At 66.0% G+C, this 19,540-nt stretch carries 18 protein-coding genes; 8 read left to right on the top strand and 10 right to left on the bottom strand.

Annotated elements, in window-relative coordinates; genetic code table 11:
- Positions 1 to 86 precede the first annotated feature (86 nt).
- From hemB to aroC, 5 genes are read right to left on the bottom strand one after another with little or no spacing between them, the layout of a single operon-like run.
- Positions 87 to 1,064 carry a porphobilinogen synthase gene (gene hemB, locus RAH39_RS06220; protein WP_306591941.1) on the bottom strand — a complete coding sequence of 326 codons (978 nt, stop codon included), beginning with the start codon at positions 1,062 to 1,064 and terminating at the stop codon, positions 87 to 89.
- Positions 1,058 to 1,765 (bottom strand): uroporphyrinogen-III synthase, encoded by a 708-nt coding sequence (locus tag RAH39_RS06215; RefSeq protein WP_306591940.1) that lies wholly within the window; start codon positions 1,763 to 1,765, stop codon positions 1,058 to 1,060. Before RAH39_RS06215 ends, hemB begins: the two co-directional genes overlap by 7 nt.
- Positions 1,762 to 2,649 carry a hydroxymethylbilane synthase gene (gene hemC, locus RAH39_RS06210; RefSeq protein WP_306591939.1) on the bottom strand — a complete coding sequence of 296 codons (888 nt, stop codon included), beginning with the start codon at positions 2,647 to 2,649 and terminating at the stop codon, positions 1,762 to 1,764. Before hemC ends, RAH39_RS06215 begins: the two co-directional genes overlap by 4 nt.
- Complete coding sequence (locus tag RAH39_RS06205; RefSeq protein WP_306591938.1) at positions 2,646 to 3,809, bottom strand: glutamyl-tRNA reductase; 1,164 nt, start codon at positions 3,807 to 3,809, stop codon at positions 2,646 to 2,648. The genes hemC and RAH39_RS06205 overlap by 4 nt, the downstream gene beginning before the upstream one ends.
- Before the next feature lie 38 nt (positions 3,810 to 3,847).
- A complete protein-coding gene (gene aroC / locus RAH39_RS06200; protein ID WP_306591937.1) occupies positions 3,848 to 5,026 on the bottom strand; it encodes a chorismate synthase in 1,179 nt (392 codons plus the stop codon).
- A 213-nt stretch (positions 5,027 to 5,239) separates the two neighbouring features.
- On the opposite strand from aroC, the gene RAH39_RS06195 reads away from it, so the two are divergent.
- Complete coding sequence (locus RAH39_RS06195) at positions 5,240 to 6,721, top strand: capsule assembly Wzi family protein (RefSeq protein WP_306591936.1); 1,482 nt, start codon at positions 5,240 to 5,242, stop codon at positions 6,719 to 6,721.
- A 15-nt stretch (positions 6,722 to 6,736) separates the two neighbouring features.
- Positions 6,737 to 7,945 carry a glycosyltransferase family 4 protein gene (locus tag RAH39_RS06190; RefSeq protein ID WP_306591935.1) on the top strand — a complete coding sequence of 403 codons (1,209 nt, stop codon included), beginning with the start codon at positions 6,737 to 6,739 and terminating at the stop codon, positions 7,943 to 7,945.
- 1 nt (position 7,946) lies between these two features.
- Here RAH39_RS06190 and RAH39_RS06185 read toward each other — a convergent pair whose 3' ends face one another.
- From RAH39_RS06185 to RAH39_RS06175, 3 genes are read right to left on the bottom strand one after another with little or no spacing between them, the layout of a single operon-like run.
- Positions 7,947 to 9,275 carry a glycosyltransferase gene (locus tag RAH39_RS06185; RefSeq protein WP_306591934.1) on the bottom strand — a complete coding sequence of 443 codons (1,329 nt, stop codon included), beginning with the start codon at positions 9,273 to 9,275 and terminating at the stop codon, positions 7,947 to 7,949.
- Entirely contained in the window at positions 9,272 to 10,282 is a 1,011-nt protein-coding gene (locus RAH39_RS06180) for a glycosyltransferase family 9 protein (protein WP_306591933.1), read from the bottom strand. The genes RAH39_RS06185 and RAH39_RS06180 overlap by 4 nt, the downstream gene beginning before the upstream one ends.
- On the bottom strand, positions 10,279 to 11,136 hold the full coding sequence (locus RAH39_RS06175) for a glycosyltransferase family 9 protein (protein ID WP_306591932.1): 858 nt from the start codon (positions 11,134 to 11,136) through the stop codon (positions 10,279 to 10,281). Before RAH39_RS06175 ends, RAH39_RS06180 begins: the two co-directional genes overlap by 4 nt.
- A 313-nt stretch (positions 11,137 to 11,449) precedes the next feature.
- On the opposite strand from RAH39_RS06175, the gene RAH39_RS06170 reads away from it, so the two are divergent.
- From RAH39_RS06170 to mqnE, 6 genes are all read left to right on the top strand, one after another.
- Positions 11,450 to 13,192, top strand: coding sequence for a peptidylprolyl isomerase (locus RAH39_RS06170; RefSeq protein ID WP_306591931.1), 1,743 nt, complete (start codon positions 11,450 to 11,452; stop codon positions 13,190 to 13,192).
- A complete protein-coding gene (locus RAH39_RS06165) occupies positions 13,189 to 14,445 on the top strand; it encodes a serine/threonine-protein kinase (RefSeq protein ID WP_306591930.1) in 1,257 nt (418 codons plus the stop codon). The genes RAH39_RS06170 and RAH39_RS06165 overlap by 4 nt, the downstream gene beginning before the upstream one ends.
- 45 nt (positions 14,446 to 14,490) lie before the next feature.
- Positions 14,491 to 15,153 carry a 3-oxoacid CoA-transferase subunit B gene (locus RAH39_RS06160; RefSeq protein WP_306591929.1) on the top strand — a complete coding sequence of 221 codons (663 nt, stop codon included), beginning with the start codon at positions 14,491 to 14,493 and terminating at the stop codon, positions 15,151 to 15,153.
- A gap of 7 nt (positions 15,154 to 15,160) precedes the next feature.
- The gene (locus tag RAH39_RS06155) at positions 15,161 to 15,511 is read left to right on the top strand and encodes a hypothetical protein (RefSeq protein ID WP_306591928.1); all 351 of its coding nucleotides are present in this window, start codon (positions 15,161 to 15,163) and stop codon (positions 15,509 to 15,511) included.
- Positions 15,508 to 16,536, top strand: coding sequence for a quinone-dependent dihydroorotate dehydrogenase (locus RAH39_RS06150; protein ID WP_306591927.1), 1,029 nt, complete (start codon positions 15,508 to 15,510; stop codon positions 16,534 to 16,536). Before RAH39_RS06155 ends, RAH39_RS06150 begins: the two co-directional genes overlap by 4 nt.
- A 144-nt stretch (positions 16,537 to 16,680) precedes the next feature.
- Positions 16,681 to 17,808 carry an aminofutalosine synthase MqnE gene (mqnE, locus tag RAH39_RS06145; RefSeq protein ID WP_306591926.1) on the top strand — a complete coding sequence of 376 codons (1,128 nt, stop codon included), beginning with the start codon at positions 16,681 to 16,683 and terminating at the stop codon, positions 17,806 to 17,808.
- Between the two features lie 14 nt (positions 17,809 to 17,822).
- Here mqnE and RAH39_RS06140 read toward each other — a convergent pair whose 3' ends face one another.
- Together RAH39_RS06140 and RAH39_RS06135 are read right to left on the bottom strand one after the other, a co-directional pair.
- A complete protein-coding gene (locus RAH39_RS06140; protein ID WP_306591925.1) occupies positions 17,823 to 18,269 on the bottom strand; it encodes an SRPBCC family protein in 447 nt (148 codons plus the stop codon).
- Positions 18,270 to 18,344: 75 nt separating this feature from the next.
- Positions 18,345 to 19,523, bottom strand: coding sequence for a phospholipase D-like domain-containing protein (locus RAH39_RS06135; RefSeq protein WP_306591924.1), 1,179 nt, complete (start codon positions 19,521 to 19,523; stop codon positions 18,345 to 18,347).
- Between the last annotated feature and the right edge of the window lie 17 nt (positions 19,524 to 19,540).

Genomic DNA, 19,540 nt, shown 5'->3' with positions numbered 1-19,540 from the left:
AGGGATTAACCGCGGATGTCGCAGAGAGCGCAGATGAAAGCGGCCGATTCCCATCTGCGAAATCAGCGTCATCTGCGGTTTCAAATTCAGGAAATCCAGCCCTTCTCCACGGCCTCGCGGCCCGCGTAGGTGACGATCATGTCGGCGCCGGCGCGGCGGATGGCGATGAGGTGCTCGTACATCAGCTGGTCGCCGTTCACCCAGCCGAGGCGGTCGGCGGCCTTGACGCTGCTGAACTCGCTGGACACGTGGTAGGCGCAGATGGGCGCCAGCTGGGCCTCCCGCAGGCGCCAGATGAGGTCCAGGTTCGGCAGGGCCGGCTTGACCATCAGCATGTCCGCGCCCTCCTCCACGTCGAGAAGCGCGTCCCGCAGGCCCTCGCGGGCGTTCCGCGGATCCATCTGGTAGGTCTTGCGGTCGCCGAACTTGGGGCTGCTGTCCGCGGCGTCGCGGAACGGGCCGTAGTAGGCGCCGGCGTGCTTGATGGCGTAGCTCAGGATGCTGGTCTGCGTGAAGCCGTTCTCGTCGAGCTTGGCGCGGATGGCCGCTGCGCGGCCGTCCATCATGTCGCTGGGGGAGGCCACATCGGCGCCCGCTTCCGCATGGCGCAGGGCCATCTCCGCCAGGATCGGCAGGGTCTCGTCGTTGCGCACCACGCCGTCGTCGTCCACGATCCCGCAGTGGCCGTGGCTGGTGTACCCGCACAGGCAGACGTCGGTCATCACGATCAGGTCGGAGCCGAAGGCCTTCTTCAGGGCCTTTACCGCCTCCGGGACCACGCCCGCGTGATCGCAGGCGGAGGCCGCGTCGGGGCTCTTGGCATCGGCGTCGGGCACGCCGAACAGCAGGACGCTGGCGAGGCCCTTCTTCAGGTCCTTCTCCACCTGGCGGACGGTGTCCTCCACCCCGGCGCGGACGATCCCGGGCAGGCTGGCGATGTCGCTGCTGCCGGCATGGGGCTGGACGAAGTGGGGCTGGACGAGGTGGCGGGGCCGGAGATCCGTTTCCGCCACGAGGTTGCGCATGGCGGCGCTGGTGCGGAGGCGGCGGGAGCGGTTCAGCATGGGGACTCCTCCTTCGGGCTCTGATGGAACGCCAGCTGCTGGGCCAGCATGGCCCACAGCAGGCCGGGCTTGGGATCGCAATGGGCGTGGGCGGGGGCGCCGGCGCGCTCGAACGCTTCGGCCGTGGCCTCGCCCCAGCCGAAGCGCAGAACGCCGGCCGCCACGGGCGCCAGGATCTCCGCCTGCAGCGGGCTGAGGGCCAGCACGCCCTCCACGTCCGGCAGGGCGGGAAACGGAACGCGGGCCGCTTCGCGGTGGGTGACCCACGGATGGATGCGCCAGGGAGTGCCCTTGGCGGCCGCCTCCAGGAATTCCCGGCTGCGCTCGCCGCGGGCGAGGACGAAATCCCCGCCTTTCGGGAAGCGAGCCTGGAGCAGGTTCCAAAGCGCTTCGGCCCGGGCCTCTTCGGGCAGGTGGATCTCCAGATCCTCGCGGCCCAAAGCGTCGGCGGTGCCGGCTCCCTGAAGCAGGCAGACGGTCGCCGGGGGCAGCGTGGGGGCCGCCACCTTCGCGCCGGAGGGACTCAGCGCCACGAAGGCGTCCATCTCCGCGAAAGACATCGGCGGCGGAGCAGAGGTCAGCTGGAGGCTCGTGAAGGCGTAGGGAACGGGCTCCCACCCCGCCTTGCGGACCGTGTCCGCCAGGGGGTGCTGGGCCGGCCGGGCGAGGGCCAGCCGCGGGGAGGGAGCCGCGGAGGTCATGACAGGCCGAGCCCTTCGAGGACGGTCTTCAGGAGGCGCGCGTCGTCGGTGCCCCGCGCTTCCGCTCGGCGCAGGCCCGCATCGCCCGCGTAGGCGGCGCGCAGGAGGAGGCTTCCGTCGGCCTGGGGCGTGGCCAGGGCGCCAAGGGGCTGCTGGCAGCCCCCGCCGATCCCGGCGAGGACCTGCCGCTCGAGAGTGACGCAGCGGGCCGTCAGCGCATCGTGCATCTCCGCCAGGGCTTCCACCAGGTCGGGGCGATCGGATCGGGCCTCGGCCAGGAGGGCCCCCTGCCCCGGCGCCGAAGGCAGTTCGTCGGGCGTGAGGGGGCGCACGGTGAGCCCGGAGAGGTCGAGCCCCAGCCGCTTGAGACCGGCGGCGGCCAGCAGCGTGGCGTGGAGGGGCTCGTCGCGCAGAACGCCGTCCCGGACGCGCTGGAGGCGGGTCTGGACGTTGCCCCGGATCCAGGTGAAGCGGGCCTTGGGGAAGAGCTCGCGCAGGACCTTCTCCCGGCGCACGGCGCTGGTGCCGATCAGCAGGTCCTCGGGGGCGTCCGGCCGCATCACCAGCCAATCCGCGGGGTCCTCGCGAAGAGGGATGCAGGCTGGCACGATCCCCGCCGGGCGCTCCAGGGAGACGTCCTTGAGGCTGTGGATGAGGAGGTCCGCCGCCCCGGCGGCCATGGCGTCCTCCAGCTCCTTGGTGAAGAACCCGCCGCCCACCTGCTTGTCGAGGGGGCCCTGGAGCCACTGATCACCCGACGTGGAGAACTTGCGCCAGGAGACTTCGTAGCCCTTGGATTCGAGGAACCTCACCAGAGGCTCGGCCTGGCCCACGGCCAGGGCGGAACCGCGGGTGGCGACGGTGACGTGCTTCTCCGTGCTCATGGAATGGCTGCCTCTCCGTTGGGATCGGGTTTGGGGCGGGTCTGGATCAGCGCCCGGAAGGCCAGGGTGCGCCCGCGGGTGAGGATCTCCCGGAGGGCCTCCCGCTGGGCCTCGTCCAGGCCGTGCATGGAGTCCTCAAGGGCCTTCACCTCGTTCTCCAGAGCCCCCCACGCCGTGTCCAGGCGCTCCTGGGAGGTGGCGAGGCGGCGCTTGTGGGCGCGGGCGGCGGCGCGGTGGCGGAGCCGACCGGCGGCGCCCACCAGGAAGGCCTCGGCCTTGGAAGCCGCTTCCGCGCGCTGGGCGCGGGCCGTGGCGGTCTGGGCCAGGAACGCCGTCAGGTCCACCCGGTGCACCCAGGGAAGCTGCTCCAGCCCCGGCTCCGAATCGGGCGGCAGGGCCAGATCCAGGATGCGGAGGGGCGGACGCTTGAGGGTGGCCCAGGCGTCCAGGGTGAAGATCGGCTCCGGCGCGGCGGTGGCGCTGACGATGGCGTCGAAACCCTCGGGGTCGCGCTGGAGACGGGCGAGATCCACCACCGCCAGCCCCAGAGGATCCGCCAGGTCGTGGGCCTTGCCGCGGGTGCGGTTCGCCACGGCCACCCGGAAACCGCGCTCCGGCAGGCGCTGGGCCAGATACTGGGTCATGGGGCCCACGCCCACCAGGGCCACCGACGACCCCACGGACAGTCCCTCGCAGAGGTGCTTCAGCGCCACCGTGGCCACGCTGACGTTGCCGTCCGCGAGCCCCAGTCGCGTCCGGAGCCGCTGGCCCTCGCGGATCACGTCCTCGAACGCCGCGTGCGCTTCCTCCGCGGCCACGCCCACCTCGCGGGCCTGCTGGAGGGAGTCCTTCATCTGTCCCGGGATCTCGCGGTCGCCGAGGTTGGCGGATTCCAGCCCCGCGGCCATGGCCAGAAGGTGGACCCAGGCATCCTCCCCCTCGTAGCGGCGGGCGCCCGGCCCCGGGTCCAGGGCTGCGGCATCGCCGCCCCAGATCATCCACAGAACCCGCTGGCAGGTCGCCAGATACACCAGTTCCCGGGCGCCGGTCCGCCGCTGCCACTCCCGCAGCCGGGCGGGAATGCCGTCGCGGACCACATGCTGGGCCACCACGTCCAGCTCGTGGACGGGGGCGTGGAAGCTGACGAGAACGGGTTCCATATCGGACCCCATCATCGATAGGGCGCGGCCCTCTTCGGTCATCGCTTCGTCATGCCGTCCGGAAAGTGGTCGTCATCACAACCATCGGCTGGATCGCGCTGAGACGCAGTCTCCACGGCCTTCCAGTCCCACTCCTCCAGATGCGGCAACGCATCTTCCCGAAGGGCCTGCTGCGACAGCCACGCGTCGTACACCACCAGCGCGCACATGGCCTCCGCCACGGGAACGATGCGGGGCGCGATGCAGGGATCGTGGCGCCCGCGCGTGGAAATCACCGCCGAGCGGCCCTCCCGATCGATGGTCTCCTGCGCCTTGGCGATGGAACTGGTGGGCTTCACCGCCAGCCGCACCACCACGGGCGCGCCGGTGCTGATGCCGCCCAGGGTCCCGCCGGCGTCGTTCTTCCGCGGCCCGTCGGGGCCCAGAGGATCGTTGTTCTCGCTGCCCCGGCGGCGGGCGCTGTCGAAACCCGCGCCCAATTCCACCCCCTTCACCGCCCCGATGGACATGCAGGCGTAGGCCAGGAGCGCATCGAGCTTGGCGAAGGCCGGATCGCCCAGGCCGGCCGGCAGGCCCTCGATCCACACCTCGCACACCCCGCCCACGCTGTCGCCCTCGGCCTGGGCCGCCTCCACCGCAGCTTTCTGGGCGGGATAGGCCGCGGGATCGCCGCTCCGCAGAGGGTTGGTTTCCACGAACGGCCATTCCACCGCCACGCCGCGGATGCCCGCGATCTCCCGATTGACCCCCCGGACCACGACGCCCAGGGCCGCCAGCTGCTGCTTGGCCCAGGCGCCCGCCGCCACCCGCGCCAGGGTCTCCCGCCCGCTGCTGCGCCCGCCCCCCCGCGGATCGCGGAGGCCGTATTTGCGCTGATAGGCGAGGTCCGCGTGGCCGGGCCGGAAGAGATCCGCGATGGCCGCGTAGTCGCCGCTCCGCTGGTTCTCGTTGAACACCACCAGGGCGATGGGATGCCCCGTCGTGCGGCCCTCGAACACCCCGCTCAGCACCTGCAGCCGATCCGCTTCCTTCCGCGGCGTCACCAGATCCGACTGCCCCGGCCGCCGCCGGTCCAGCTCCTTCTGGATCGCCTCCAGATCGAACGGCAGCCCGGGTTTCACCCCATCCATCACCACCCCCACCGCGGGCCCGTGGCTCTCTCCGAACGTGAGGACTCGAAAGGTCCGGCCGAAGGTGGAAGGGGAGTCGTGGAGCATGGACTCTATTGTGGATCAAGCCAGGCCACTTCGATAACGTGAAGCATGCTCTTACATGCAAGATCCAAAGCCCTGTTTTTCTCCCTGCTGGTGGTTGGAGGTCAAGGGCATGCCCAAGCTCCCATCCTTCAGGATGGAGCGCTTCGCATTCGGGAATCTTGGCTCGCGTGGACGAGAGGAGCCCCCGAACCTCTTCTTTCTCCCGTGAACAACATGGGCCTGGAGGCCGGCTTGGCAGGCAGCGGAGGAGGTTCCAGCTACGTGCCCTTGTTGGGAGGAGAAGGATTTGGAACGGCGGTGCGAGGAGGAGGCGCCGCAATCCAAGGCTTTTTGACCTCGGGCGGATGGTCGGTGGAAGGCACCTTCCTGGCCATGGAACAGCGAGGACGCAGCCAAGCATCCCTTCAACGCGGCGGAATCTCTTTCAAAACGGACGGGAATTGGCGTTTTTTCCTGGAGCAGCAGCCGTTCCAATGGGGTTATGGGCTCACGGGCGGTTACCTGCTGGGAACATCGTACCGGCCCTTCCCGCGGCTAGGCGCCGAGACGCCCTGGAAAGAGATGAGCATCTTCCACGTTCCCCTTGGACGCTGGAAAGCGGAAGCCTTTCTCGGAAGACTCGAATGGGATCGGGAACTCCCCGCGTGGATGTCAAACCCCGAGACCCAAAAACAGCTTCTCGAAACGAAAGGCGACATAAGGCGCCCCAGTCTTAGCGGCTTTCGGCTGCAAGGAGCCTTCGGACCTCATGTCGAATTGAACATGGGCGTGATTTCCATGTGGGGCGGCGTCCGTCGGGATGGCAGTCGCACAACCGCAGGCTATGGAGTCGACGACTACGTGCTCGGTTTCTTTGGAGCCGAGAACATCGCCCGCACGGAAGCCAGCGGAGATCCATCTCATCCAGACTTGAGCGGCTTCAAAGCCATTTCCAACGCCGTGGCGAATGTTGAAGCACGGGTGCGGATCCCCTCGCTCGCCCAAGCGATCAAAGCCGATGGGCTAGCCTTCTATCTCAGCCGCGGGGCAGAAAATGTGAACTGGCAGTGGAAAGACTTCCTGCGGCATCCCCTGGAGGCCGTAGGAAATGACCTGAGGCACGATGGAAGGGAGTTAAGAGGAGGCCCTAAACGCTGGTTTTCTTCGGATGGCGACAGCATCTGGGGAAATGGTCATCAGGAAGCAGCCCCCTCCCTCGATCACGTCAACGATGTGGTGGGAGTACAAGCTGTGTGGCCCTTGGGATGGAGCCTGGGACTGGAATATGCCGACACAGTCAATATTCCCTGGAATGGAGGAGGATATCGCACCTACTCTCATTGGGATTACGTGTCAGGACAGACGCGGTTCGGGGACTTCCTGGGCATGGCCTTCGGAGGAGATGCCATCACCCGTACGCTGGATCTGGGTTTCCCCGTGGGAACCCAAGGGAAGGGTCGCTGCATCCTAGTCCATGGAATTCGGGAATTCCGTGACGACATGGCCTTATGGGATCTTGCTCATCCGGCTTCAGCGCCTTCTCACAGCCATTTTCTTTTCACGCAACTTGATCTTCACTGGCAGAAGGGATTGATGCGCGTGGGTGGCTCTGCTTCCTTTCTTCACGAATCTGCGCCGTCCTTCCTTTCCGGTCCCGCTCGCAACGGCTGGAACGTGAGTGCCTCCATCGCATGGATGCTGGTTTCCCGCAGATAACCGAAACGAGTCCTGATGAAAATCGACCTTCTCCACCTTTCTTTTCAAATCACCGGGGGCGTAGAAGTTCTCCTCGATCACCAGGCTCAGATTCTCAAGAAGGATGGACACGACGTTCGCATCAGCACTTGGAACCGGGCTGGCAGAGAGGAGACCCAGGGAATTCCCTTCCAGGTCATGCCGAAACGGCATCCCATGGAATTATTCGCGCTCGGTCAGCGGGAGAAAAAGCTTCGATTAAGGTCTCGGAACATTGGCCGATATCTGAAGAACTCAGACGCTGTCATCGCTCATAACGACCCGGCCCACTCCCTTTTGGGAAACGCTGATATCTCAGGGATAAAAGCCTGGTACTGCCACGAGCCCCCTCGCTTGCTCTATCCGAGCATCACGAATGCATACACCATGCGGGCATTGCAAAAGAGCGAATTCAACAGCGATCCGGAATTTCGCCAGCACCTCCATGCCTGTTGCTCCCGTTGGGCCAGGGAAGCTGAAGATGGAACATTGAATCAGCGCAGGCGTTTCGACAAGGATGGCGTTCGCCGTCTGGACCGCATCATGGCCAACGGAGAATACTCACGGGAGAATGCGAGAGCCATTTATGGGATTACAGACATACCCATTGTTCATCCCCTCATTCATTTTCCCTTCTCCGTATCGGCTCGAAGCGGGCTGGATCGGAGTGGTCTGAAGATCCTTGTTCACTCGCGCCTGTCGCTTCTCAAGAACATCGAATCGGTCCTGCTCGGGTTTGATCATTTTCACCGCAAGTACATTGGAGCAGAGCTCCACATTGTGGGAACCGGTGAAAGGGAAGAGCACCTCCGCCGATTGGCTGCCCGACTAGCCTCGGCTCCTCAAATCCGATTTCACGGATTTTTAGGTCAAGCAGACTTGGAGAAGGTTTACCAGCATTGCGATGTCATGGCACTGATCCCTCTCGATGAACCCTTCGGAATGGTTTTCCCCGAAGCTGCAGCCCGCGGCCTCCTCCTCGTCGGATCCGATCACGGAGGTCCCCAAGAAATCCTGGACAACAATCGCTATGGGTGGAATGTGGATCCCTTCAACCCTGAAAGCCTCGCAGAGACATTTGAAACCATCTGGAAGCTGCCTGATGCGACGGTCGACCGTAAAAGATCCGAAGCGGACAAAGCCTGCCGGGATCGCTATTCAGAAGAAGTCGTAGGCCCTCGTTTCCTTTCCGCACTGAACTTCTGACTCAATCCTTAGCCCAGTCCGCAAGGGTCTGCTGAAACGCGTCCAGGCCATAGCGGATTTGAATCTCACGTATGGCTCCGGCATCTCTCTTCTCGAGCATCTCCTGAATGACGTGAGCCAGCTCCTCTGCCTCTACAGTGGGAGAAACCGGAAAAACGGCCGAACCCAATTCGGCAAAAGCACCCACAGAAGTAACAATAATTGGTTTCCCCATACCCAGGAGTTGGTTCACAACTCCCGAAGATTCCCCCTGAGAGGGAAATCTCAACTGAATGGCTCCGTCTACCGACGCCATGAGGCGCAGAAGCTCTGGATGGGAAGGTGAGTCGTGGACCTCCACCCACGCATGGCGGTTGAGTCCATGGCGGGCAACGACTCGGCCCACACCGAATCCCGCAAGCACAAATGTCACAGCCTTACGGTCCCTCAGCATTTCCATGGCTCGGAAGACCAGCGCCAGCGATTTCTCGCCTCCTGCATTTCCGAAATGGCCAATCCGAAGGGGCTCCTCCTTTTGCTTTTGGTTGACGGAAAAAGGCAGGGAGAACTGAGGAATGGGGTGAAAAAGCTGACGAATTTCTACGGATGGCGCAGACGTCCACCCATCCAGGTCTTGCTCAACCAACATCTTACAAAATGCGCTGTTCACGATCACCAAATCAGGATTGGCGAGAGAGACCAACGGGCGAATGCCGCGAGGGACGAGACTCTCCTGGGAGTTGGGAGAATACAGGTCTTCTAAATTAAAATGGCGATCCGGGTAATAATTACGGTAGAAATCCTCCAATTCAAGAGGATGGGTAACCATTTCTTTCCAAAGCCGCAAAAGCTGAGCTTCATGAAGGTAAATCCATTTTTTGGCATTCAGGTGTGGGAGTGCCTTTTGCCATGCCTGAAGCGAGGAAAGATGATGCGGCCCATTTCCCATTTGAAGAATGGCAGCATCGTATTTCTCTCTTACCCCTGCTTCTCCAAATGCTTCCTCCGGAAAAATCCGAACCCTGCCTTCCGAAAAAGAAGCTTGATGCTGAATCAGATCTTGGAGGGAGCCCCCCCCGTAAAGATCAAGATGCCAACCACAAGAAGGAAAGTAGGCGATCGAAAAGTTGGCGATTCCGGTGGCAAGAGGGGGGAGCGGAGAAATCAACCCCAATCGGAAATCCGTCTCCTTGGGTTGCAAGACCGGATTCTCCCATTGGGACTTGCTCCATGCCTCCCGCCCCTGCAATTCCTCCGCAGAAGGCACTTTCCGTTTGGATTTCCGAAAACAGCTCAAAAGGGGACGAACCCATACCCGTTCAAAAGTACGAAGCTTCTGACGCCACGTCATGCTTTCCCCTTACCGGTGCCACAAACGCTGTCAATGACTTCGAGCATGGGAGTTACTTCGATCTCCTGCATGCAGGCATGGGTATGAATATGGCAATCGAACCTCATACAGCCCAAACATGTCAGGGACTCTTTTCTAAAAACATGAGCATTCATGCCTTGAGGGGCCGTCATTTGCGGCAAGGTGGGACCGAAAGCCACGAGGGTGCAGATTCCGCTGGCTGCGGCCAGATGGGAAAGGGAGGAATCATTCCCTACCATGGCCGAAGCTTCTGCGATCAGTGCGGCACTCACGCTCAAGGATGATTTCCCGCAAGCAACCTTTGCATCAGGCCTTAGGGCCTGGATTTCCTGTCCTTGCGCGACATCTTCCGCTTGAGGGCCACCCAGAATAAGAACGGAAAAATTTCGACTCACCAGGTGATCCCACAAATCAACCAGCACGCCAGCCCCCAATCGCTTATTCCAATGCTTGGCTCCAATGCCAATGACAACATAGGGAGAAGAAATCTTCAGGGATGTCCTTAGACTTCGAGCCCACTCAAAGGCTTCCTTCCGAGGGCAAAAAAGATCAAGGCCGTTCCAGTCGAGTTCTGGAAAGGCTTTCCCCAGCAATTGGTGATAGCGCTGAATCTGATGACCTGCTTGTTTTTTAAATGGCAGGCTGGAAGTCGCAAGGGCCCACCCCCCCCCCTCGGACCATCCGATTCGGTGAGGGGTCCTCGCAAAAAAAGCAGCAACCAGAGCCCGTGAGCTTCGCGGCAAATTAATGACTCCCTTCGCGTGATTCTTCCGAAGGAGATCAATCATCGTTGCGAATTTCGGCTCGTCATCGCTGACGCAAGCCTCAAAGCCTGAGCTTCCCTCGAACAGTTCCATAAGGGGGCTTGGTCCCCAAGCGACAAGGGGAATGCTCGCCCGGCGCAGGCCCCCAAGCGCCTGATGGATCATCACGGCATCCCCGATGAATCGGGGCATCCTCACCCAATAGGCATCGCGCGGAATCACTCAGGATCCTCGGTCATCAGGGCCGTGAGGAGCGCTACGACTCGATGGGGGTGGATCCGATGGGCGACCGAATTGTGCGTATCGAACCCTTCACTTTCTCCCGCATAGGAATCCACAGCCGAGCCTCGAATGGTGATCGCACGGGGCCCCACCGGTGCGATCAGAGGCTCTGGCGAATGCCCCATCAGCGTCAGAGTCGGACGCCCGGTCGCCGCAGCGGTGTGGGCTAGGCCCGTATCAATGGCCACATTGCCCGCGGCCTCTTCCTGAATGGCGCATGCCTCGGGAAGGCTTGTTTTCCCGGTCAGGTCCAAGGAGCCTGGAGCGAGAGAGGCAAGCTCTTTCCCCAAAACAAGCTCGTCGGGTCCCCCTAGCCACACGCAGCGGAAACCTTCCTTCGATAACCGATTCGCGAGGTCCGGCCACGTCCGATTTTCGGGAAACCACCGCTTGACGTAGCCTCGCGTGCCAAATGAAAGCGTTATGTAGGGTTCTCCATTCCACCCTTCAGCCTTCAAAACATCAAGACCTCTCGCTCCCCCCAAATTATGGCGGCCCAAACGAAGCCATTGAAGATGGTGCTGGCCCGTAAGCTGATCCAGCAAAGGCTGATATCGCTGGGCGAGATGAATGGGTAGATCGCGGTATTTAAAAGAATGCGTATACAGCAGATTCAAATGGTTGTCGGAGATCCCTCCCCGGATGGGAACTCCCGCCATCCAAGCCCCCAAAGCCAATCGCACACTTTGGCTCAAATTGATCGTGCAAATCGGAGTATTCTTTCGCCATCGCCTCAATAAGTGCCAGGGATCCGGTTTGCCAAGCCCCCCGCTCTCAATGAGAGATTCAGCCATGAACGAAGGGGCTGCCTCCGAAAAAAGAGCTGCCCCAATCGCGTGCCCTACGGATACCCACCGCAACGAGGTTCCCAAACGCTCGGCCTCGGCATTCCACAGGGATTGAAGGGAACCGAAGAAGGGAATCGCGAATACCACATCCCCCAATTGCCGGGGCCAGCGAACCCATACCTCGTGAGGACCTTGGTGCCCTGAAGCCCGGCGGCGTTCTATTTCTTCTCTTAGAATGTCTGTTCCTCTGCGAGCCACCATGAACCTCTTGTCTCCATCTTTCCAGAAATGGGCTCCTTTGGCTCTGGCAGCCCCTCTCATGGCCCTCTCTCCCCGCTTCACCGCGGCCGACGCGATCCGGGCGGAGTGGGCGCGGCAGCCGCTGGCGTGGACGGAGGCGCAGCGGGCGGCGCTGCCTCCTGCCGACCGGGCGCGGCTGGATCGGGCGGTGCGGCGCATCGGCGCGCCGGGAGCCCCGGCGCTGCTTCCGCCTGAATTGGAGAAACCGAGCGAAGCCCTGTGGCTCGCGAAGGCGGCCCGGGCGCACACCCCACGCGAGCGCTACGACGCCCTGTTCTTTCTGAACCGCTTCAAGAGCCCCAAAGCCTTCGCCGCGCTGGACGGGCTGACGGCGGGAGATGCGGCCGCCTGGCCGCGGCACCTCCACCTGGAAGGCGCCATCGCCGCGGCGCGGCTCAATGGAGGGGAAGTGACGGCTCCGCTCCAGGGCTTCCTGGACACCCTCGAAAAGGCGGGCAAGGTCGATCCTGTTCGCGCCCAGGCCGCCCGGCTGCGGCTGGTGATGGCCGGCAAGGAGAAAGCCCTGCGTTCCCCCGTCCCGGCCACGGCGGGCAGCCTGCTGGCGCTGCTGGACGCGTGGAACCGCGGTCCCTGGGAAGCCCGGAAAAGCCTCGCCCTCACCGGCTTCCGGTCCCTCGATGCCCGGTCTCCCGCGTGGGCGGCGCTGGGGCTGAAGACGCCTTCCGACGCGGTCCTGTCCGCGTCGTGCGTGGGCGTGCTCTCCCGTCTGGCAGAGGGCCTCCCCGTGCCCGCTCCCGCGGAGGCCTTCCAGGGAGGCGCGCCGTGGACCTGCGGCCGCCAGCCTCTGGCGCTGTGGTACGGCTATCAGGGGGTGGCCAAGCTCCACGAGCCCCTGCCCGCCCTCCGGCCCGCCCTGGAGCAGGATCCGCCCCTCGGCGCGGACGCGCCCCACCTTCTCGGCGCCCTCCTCCCGGCCCTGCGGCGCCAGTGGCCCGAGCGGGCCGACGCCGTCCGCGCGCGCCTGCTCGAAGGAACCGACGCCGTGGGCCGCAGCGCGGCCATCGAGGATCTTCCCGCCCCGCCCGCGGATCTGGACGCCCTGACCCACCGGACCTGGGCCGATCTGCAGTCCGAGGCCCAGCAGACCCTGATCCAGAGCTACGCGCGCTGGAAGCTGCCGCCGGAAGAGCAGAAAAGCCGGTTGCGCCCCTGGCTCCAGCATCCCGACTGGACCTGCCGATGGGAGGCCTACCAGGCGTTGGTAAAGCTCGATCCCGCCGAGCCGTGGCCCGCCGCGCCCGCGCCCTCCCGGGCGGACGAGGCGATCTTGAAGGAGGCCATTCGGCTCGCGGAACACGGCAGGCCCGTCCGCCTCCGCATCGCCTTCGCCGGCAAGCGGAGCCTCACGCTGCGGCTCGATCCCGCGGTCGCGCCCATGAACGTCGCCAACCTCGTCCTCCTCGCGCGGAAGGGCTATTTCGACGGCCGGCTGGTGCCTCGGGTGGTGCCGGACTTCGTGGTGCAGATGGGCTCCCCCTACGACACCATGGACGGCGGCCCGGGCCACACCGTCCGCTGCGAGAACAGCCTGGACTGGTACGGCCCCGGCAGCGTCGGAATGGCCCTGTCGGGGAAGGACACCGGCGGCAGCCAGTTCTTCATCACCACCAACGCCGCCCCGCACCTCACCGGGAAGTACACGCGGATGGGCGAGGTGGAGGATCCCGACCGCGCCCTGAAGCTCCTGGACGGCCTGGAACTCGGCGCGAAGATCGTGTCGGTCAAAGTGCTGAACCCGTGAATCCGCGGCTCGCGCTGATCGGACTGGCGGCGCTGTCGGTTTCCGCGCAGGCGCCCCTCTTCCAGGACGGGGCCGCGAGCCTGCGCCAAGCGCGGCTGGCGTGGGTCCAGGGCGACGAGCCCCTTCCCTCTCTTTCTCTGCCATTCCTGGATGTGGGCTGGGGCGGCGCGGACGGCCAGGGTCCCCGCGCGCCCCTCGTCGGCGGCGAAGGCCTGGGCAGCGGCACGCGGGGGTGGGGACTGGGCGTGCAGGGCCGCGTCACCCGCGGCGGCTGGTCGTTCTCCGCCACGCTGCTGGGTCTAAGCGACCATGGACGCATCCTGGGAATCCTGCAGCGGGGCGCCCTGGCCTACCAGGCCGAATCGGGTTGGCGCGCGGCCCTGGAGCAGACGCCGCTGGATTGGGGATCGGGCCTCCTGAGCGGCGACCTGCTGGGTGCCGAAGCCCGCCCCTTTCCGCGCCTGAGCGTCGCCACGCCGCCGGTCTCCCTCGGCGCCACGCGGTGGACGGGGGAAGCCTTTTTCGGCCGCCTCCCAGGGGACCAACCCATCCCTTCCTGGCTGTCGGATCGGGAAGCCCGGCTCGCCGCGGAAGCGGATGGCCGGACGTCGGAGCGGCCGGATCTCCTGGGCGCGCGCGTACGGGGGGCATTCGGCCCGCTGGTGGAGGCGCGCCTCGCGGCCGCCAGCCTGCGGGGAGACCGCGCCCTCACCCGCTCCCTGGCGGAAGTGGAAGCGCGCGTCCCGCCGCTGGCGCGAGCCCTCCAGGCCCGGGGCGCCTCCATTCGGGTGGGCCGGACCGGCGTGTCCGGAGGCACCGTCCTCACCCTGGACGGAGGTCGGACCACCGCCGGCCTCCAGGCGGTATGGGAAGGATGGGACGTGGCTTTCGAGGTGGCGGGCGCGGCCCCGCGCCGGCCATGGGACACAGCCAGTTCCGCCCACCCGGCGGACTTCTCCTCGCAGGGCGATCCCCTGGGTGCGGCCTTCGGGCCCGACGCGGCGACCCGGACGGTGGAACTGGGTCTCTCCCTGCCGCTGGAAGGCCGGGGAATCCTCCGGGTGGCAAGGATCACCGCGCCCCTCGACCATCCCGAAGGATCGGCGGCGTGGTTCGCGCAGGCGGACCTCCAATGGCGCACGCCCACGGGCCGGGCCGGCGGGTCCTTCGCCACGACGCGCGCCCAGTTCCCCGCCGCTCCCGCCCGCTGGGGATGGACGCTCAGCGCGTTCCAGGCCTTCCGCGTGTTCTGAGGCCCTTTTCCGCCTGCGCTATCCTGAGGGACACCCGAGGTCCGAATGGCGCTGTCCCGTGATCAGCTCGTCCGCCGCGCGGCGCAGGAACTCCGCGACGGCTTCTACGTGAACCTGGGCATCGGGATCCCCACCCTCATCGCGGGCGCCATTCCCGAGGGAATGGAAGTCGTCCTCCAGAGCGAGAATGGATTGCTGGGCATCGGCCCCTTCCCCACGGAAGCGGAGGTGGACGCGGACCTCATCAACGCAGGGAAGCAGACCGTGACCGCCGCGCCGGGCGCCAGCTTCTTCGGCAGCCCCGAGAGCTTCGCCATGATCCGCGGCGGGAAGATCGACCTGAGCATCCTGGGCGCCATGCAGGTGGACATGGAGGGCAACCTCGCCAACTGGATGGTGCCGGGAAAGATGGTCAAGGGGATGGGCGGGGCGATGGACCTGGTCGCCGCGGCCCGGCGCGTGGTGGTGGTGATGGAGCACACCACCAAGGAGGGCGAGCCCAAGATCCTGCGGAAGTGCAATCTGCCCCTCACCGGCACGCGCTGTGTCCACCGGATCATCACCGATCTGGCCGTCATCGACGTGGTGCCGGGCCGCGAGGGCCTGCGCCTGGTGGAGGTGGCCCCCGGCATCACCCGAGAGGATGTCCAGGCCCGGACCGAGCCTCCCCTGGTGATGGACCGCGTTGTTCCCATGTCCGGAATCTGAGGTGCCCATGTTGAGCCGTATCGCCCCCTTCGCCGCCTTCCTCCTCCTCGGGTGCCAGGCCCCCAAGGACACGCCCGCCGCACCTCCCGAGCCCTTCAAGCCCGGCCTGGGGATCCGCCCCATCGCCGTCAGCCTCGCGCCCGGCGCCACCCAGGCCTTCCAGGCGGAGATCAACTACCCCAAGGGCGCGCGCTACCTGCGCCAGCCCGTGGTCTGGCGCGTGGTCGAGCCCGACGGCGGCACGGTCACGCCCGCGGGGCTGTACACAGCGCCCACCGCACCCGGCATCTTCCACGTGGAAGTGAAGCGGGAGGACTTCCCCGAGGTCGTCGCCACCGCCACGGTGACGGTCCAGTGAGGGATCTCTACCGGGCCCTCCGCCCCCTGATCTTCCGCCTCGATCCCGAAACCGCCCACAACCTGGCCTTCTGGCTGGGGGAGCGGGCCTGCTCCTGGCCGCGCCTGCCGGAACCGGAGCATGCGCCCTCCCTGCGCCGGACCGCCTTCGGCCTGGACTTCCCCACGCCCCTGGGCCTCGCCGCCGGATTGGACAAGGGCGCCACCCTGCTCCCGCTGTGGAAATCCCTGGGCTTCGGGCACGTGGAGATCGGCACCGTCACGCCCCGGCCCCAGCCCGGCAACCCCAAGCCGCGCCTGTTCCGCTTTCCGCAGGCGGGCCTGATCCTCAACCGGATGGGCTTCAACAGCGAAGGGGCCGAAGCGGTGGCCGCGCGCCTCCGTCGCCGCCCCGCGGGGCTGGTGGTGGGCGGCAACCTCGGCAAGAACAAGGAGACGCCCGAGGCGCTGGCCCTGGACGACTACCGCGCCGCCTACCGCCTGATCGCGCCGGGCGTGGACTACATCGCCCTGAACGTGAGCAGCCCGAACACCCCCGGCTTGCGGAACCTCCAGGCCCCCGCCGCCCTGGAGCCGCTGCTGGCCGGGATGCTGGACCTGCGGAAGGAAATGGGCCTCGAGCGCCAGCCCCTGCTGCTCAAGCTGGCACCGGATCTCGCACCCGAGGATCTGGATGCCATCGTGGAGGTCGCGGCGGCGTCGGGGATCTCGGGGCTCATCGCCACCAACACCACCCTCGACCGCGGCGTCGTCCCGGAACCCCTGCGGACGGCCGTGGAATCGAAGGGCGCGGGGGGCCTCAGCGGGGTCCCGCTCAAGGCCAAGGCCCGCGACGTGCGGAAGCGCATCCTGGCGGCCCTCAACGGCCGCCTGCCCCTGGTGGCCTGCGGCGGGCTGGGCTCTGCGGAGGACGTGCGGGGCGCCCTGAACGACGGCGCCGCCCTCGCCCAGATATACAGTGCCCTGATCTTCGAAGGGCCGGAGTTCGTCCGCCAGATTCACGTGGGACTGCTGGAAAGAAACTGAAGAACACCGAGGGGAACGGAGGAAAGCGGAGAGGCGGTTTGTTCTCCGCTTTCCTCCCTTCTTCAGCTCTCCTCCGCGTTCCTGATTTTTCCCCGTGTCCACCTCCACCTGCCTGCCCGGGTAAACTGGGGGCCCGAGGTTTCGATGTTGTCACTCCATTCCCGGATCCGCGACCCGCGCCTGCTGCCCCTGGCGGACAAGGTGCTGCGAGGGGAGCGCCTCAGCTTCGACGACGGGCTGCTGCTGTACGAGACGCCGGACCTCACCGGCGTGGGCGCCATGGCCCACCACGTCCGCCTGGCGAAGCACGGCCGGGCCGCCTACTACGTGATCAGCCGGCGCCTGTCCTACACGAACGTCTGCTACACCCACTGCCAGTTCTGCGCCTTCCAGGCCAAGCCCGGCGATCCGCGGGCCTACGCCCTGTCCGCCGAGGACATCGTCCGGGAGCTGGAGAAGCCCGAGAATGCGGGCGTCCGCGAGCTGCACATGACCTCGGGGCACAACCCCAAGTTGAAGATCGACTATTTCGAGGATCTGTTCCGGAAGATCAAGGAACACTTCCCGTCCATCCACCTCAAGGTCTTCACCATGATCGAGATGGACTACTACGCTCGGATCTCGGGGTTGTCCACGGATGCGTTCCTGGACCGCTGCATGGCCGCGGGGCTGGAGAGCTGCCCCGGCGGCGGCGCGGAGATCTTCGACGAGCAGCTCCGGGAGCAGATCTGCATCGGCAAGAAGGACGCCCAGGTCTGGCTGGACACGGCCGCGCTCTGCCACCGCAAGGGCCTGCCCACCAACTGCACCATGCTCTACGGCCACATCGAGGAGGCGCGGCACCGGGTGGACCACCTCCTGCGCCTGCGCGACCTCCAGGACCGCTCCCAGGCCGCGGGTTACCAGGGTTTCCTGGCCTTCATCCCCCTCGCCTACCAGAACGAGGACAACGAGCTGAGCGCCACCCACGTCATCCACGAGACCACCGGCACCCAGGACCTGCGCGAGATCGCCGTGGCCCGGCTGCTGCTCGACAACATCCCGCACATCAAAGCCTATTGGGTGATGATCACTCCGGGCCTGGCCCAGGCGGGCCTCAGCTACGGCGCCGACGATCTGGACGGCACCATCATCGCCGAGGAGATCGCCCACCTGGCCGGCGCCAAGAGCCCCCAGGGGCTGAAGCGCGGGGATCTGGTCCGCCTCATCGAGGAAGCGGGCTTCGAGGCCCTGGAGCGGGACAACCTCTACAACGTCTACACCGCCGTCTAGGCGGAGCCCCAGAGCTAGTCCGGAACTTCCGCCTCCACGAGCTGGGCAAGGAGGACCAACGATTCCTGCCAGCCGAGGTAGCAGGCCTCCGGCGGAATGGCCTCCGCGATGCCTTCCTGCACCACGCTCAGTTCGGTTCCGCAGAAGACCTCCTTCAGGGAGATCGTCGTGGTCATCTCGCCGGGCAGGTTGGGATCCTCGAAGCGGTCCGTGTGGCGGATGCGCTCGGAGGGCACCAGTTCGAGGTATTCGCCGCCGAACGAGTGGCTGTGCCCCGTCGTGAAGTTGGTGAACGACATCCGGTAGGTGCCGCCGACCTTGGCGTCGAGGTGGTGGACCTTCCCCGTGAACCCGTGGGGCGGAAGCCACTTGGCCAGGGCATCGGGATCGAGGAAGGCGCGATAGACCCGCTCGGGCGTCGCGCGGAGCACGCGGTGAAGCCGGATGGTGCTGGTGGCCATGATCCTTCTCCTTTCGGGGCAGGCACGGGAAGCGTGCCTAGACCTTAGGCCGGAGTTCCGGATTTGGAAACGGGCCTAATCCACCTTCCGCTTCTCGTAGGCCTTCACGGCATCCAGGGGAGCGGCGTAGCGGCTGGTCCACAGGCGATCGTGGATCCGGACCGCTTCGGCGGCCAGGGGCGAGTCACGGAACAGCAGCTCGATGTTCCGGGAATCCGTGAAGTAGCTCTCCTCCCAGTTGCTGGTGCCCAGCGCCAGGTGCGCGCCGTCCACCACGAGGTACTTGCTGTGGACCGTGCGGGCGAAGGGGATGTGGCCCTCCTTCGCTTCGGGGATGGAGACCACCTTCACCTCCAGGTTCGGGATCAGGGTCAGGGCCTTCAGGTGCGGCAGGGCGCGGCTCCCCAGCGTCCAGTCGGAGACCAGCAGGCGCACCTTCGCGCCCCGCACGGCGGCGGCGCGGAGGGCGTCGTCCAGCCGCGGCCAGTAGCGGTCCTGCCCCGCAATGGGGGAATAGGTGAGGAGCTGGACGCGGACGCTCTCCTTCGCCTGGCCGATCAGTTCCACCAGAGCGTCGATGGAAGGCCGGATGTCGCGGGGGGTGAGGAGCGGCGGGCTGGCCACCAGCTCCACGGCGGAACCCGCCGGGGGAGCGGCCACGGGCGCGAATTCCGGGGCCTTCCGGTCGGCGGCGAAGGCCCAGTCGATGGCGAACAGGCGGGTCAGCTGGGGGACGATGCGCGGGTCGGTGGTTCGCACGCCCAGTTCGTGGATGTGCTCCAGGGCCCGCCAGTCGAAGTTCTGGCTGCCGAGGCAGGCCTCGCGGCCGTCCACCACGAAGTACTTGGCGTGCAGGATGCCCCGGGAAACGCCCGCCAGCTCGAAGCTGCGCACCTCGGCGGCCGGGATGCGGCGGAGCCGGGCCAGGGAGGCGGGATCCTGATCCAGCATCCGGGCGGACAGGAGGAACCGCACCTTCACGCCCCGGGCGCCGGCCTTCTCCAGCTCCGCCAGAACGGGCTCCAGGGCGCTCCCCGGCCGGCTGGTGACGTAGAACTGGGCGGCGTCCACGCTGGTCTTGGCGCCGCGGATCGCCTCCACCCAGACGTCCTTGGCGAAGGGCAGCGCGGGATCGGCGAGGTCGGTTTCCGCCGGAACGGATTGGATCAGCTGCGTGACCGGACGCCCGGCGGGCGCCTGGGCGGCCAGGGCCAGGCAGGCCACCAGGGTCAGGAAGATGGAACGAAAGCGCATGGCGGACTCCCTCTCCA

Source organism: Geothrix sp. 21YS21S-4 (genome assembly GCF_030845995.1).
Taxonomy (GTDB): Bacteria; Acidobacteriota; Holophagae; order Holophagales; family Holophagaceae; genus Geothrix.
This window is presented reverse-complemented; position numbering and strand designations above follow the sequence as displayed.

Coding starts and splice junctions, on each gene's coding strand:
- RAH39_RS06205 (WP_306591938.1), bottom strand. CDS start 3,809: ATGGAACCCGTTCTCGTCAGCTTCCACGCCCCCGTCCACGAGCTGGAC.
- RAH39_RS06170 (WP_306591931.1), top strand. CDS start 11,450: ATGGCCCTCTCTCCCCGCTTCACCGCGGCCGACGCGATCCGGGCGGAG.
- RAH39_RS06155 (WP_306591928.1), top strand. CDS start 15,161: ATGTTGAGCCGTATCGCCCCCTTCGCCGCCTTCCTCCTCCTCGGGTGC.
- mqnE (WP_306591926.1), top strand. CDS start 16,681: ATGTTGTCACTCCATTCCCGGATCCGCGACCCGCGCCTGCTGCCCCTG.
- RAH39_RS06195 (WP_306591936.1), top strand. CDS start 5,240: ATGGGCCTGGAGGCCGGCTTGGCAGGCAGCGGAGGAGGTTCCAGCTAC.
- RAH39_RS06190 (WP_306591935.1), top strand. CDS start 6,737: ATGAAAATCGACCTTCTCCACCTTTCTTTTCAAATCACCGGGGGCGTA.
- RAH39_RS06140 (WP_306591925.1), bottom strand. CDS start 18,269: ATGGCCACCAGCACCATCCGGCTTCACCGCGTGCTCCGCGCGACGCCC.
- RAH39_RS06160 (WP_306591929.1), top strand. CDS start 14,491: ATGGCGCTGTCCCGTGATCAGCTCGTCCGCCGCGCGGCGCAGGAACTC.
- hemC (WP_306591939.1), bottom strand. CDS start 2,649: ATGAGCACGGAGAAGCACGTCACCGTCGCCACCCGCGGTTCCGCCCTG.
- RAH39_RS06185 (WP_306591934.1), bottom strand. CDS start 9,275: ATGACGTGGCGTCAGAAGCTTCGTACTTTTGAACGGGTATGGGTTCGT.
- RAH39_RS06175 (WP_306591932.1), bottom strand. CDS start 11,136: ATGGCTGAATCTCTCATTGAGAGCGGGGGGCTTGGCAAACCGGATCCC.
- RAH39_RS06135 (WP_306591924.1), bottom strand. CDS start 19,523: ATGCGCTTTCGTTCCATCTTCCTGACCCTGGTGGCCTGCCTGGCCCTG.
- hemB (WP_306591941.1), bottom strand. CDS start 1,064: ATGCTGAACCGCTCCCGCCGCCTCCGCACCAGCGCCGCCATGCGCAAC.
- aroC (WP_306591937.1), bottom strand. CDS start 5,026: ATGCTCCACGACTCCCCTTCCACCTTCGGCCGGACCTTTCGAGTCCTC.
- RAH39_RS06215 (WP_306591940.1), bottom strand. CDS start 1,765: ATGACCTCCGCGGCTCCCTCCCCGCGGCTGGCCCTCGCCCGGCCGGCC.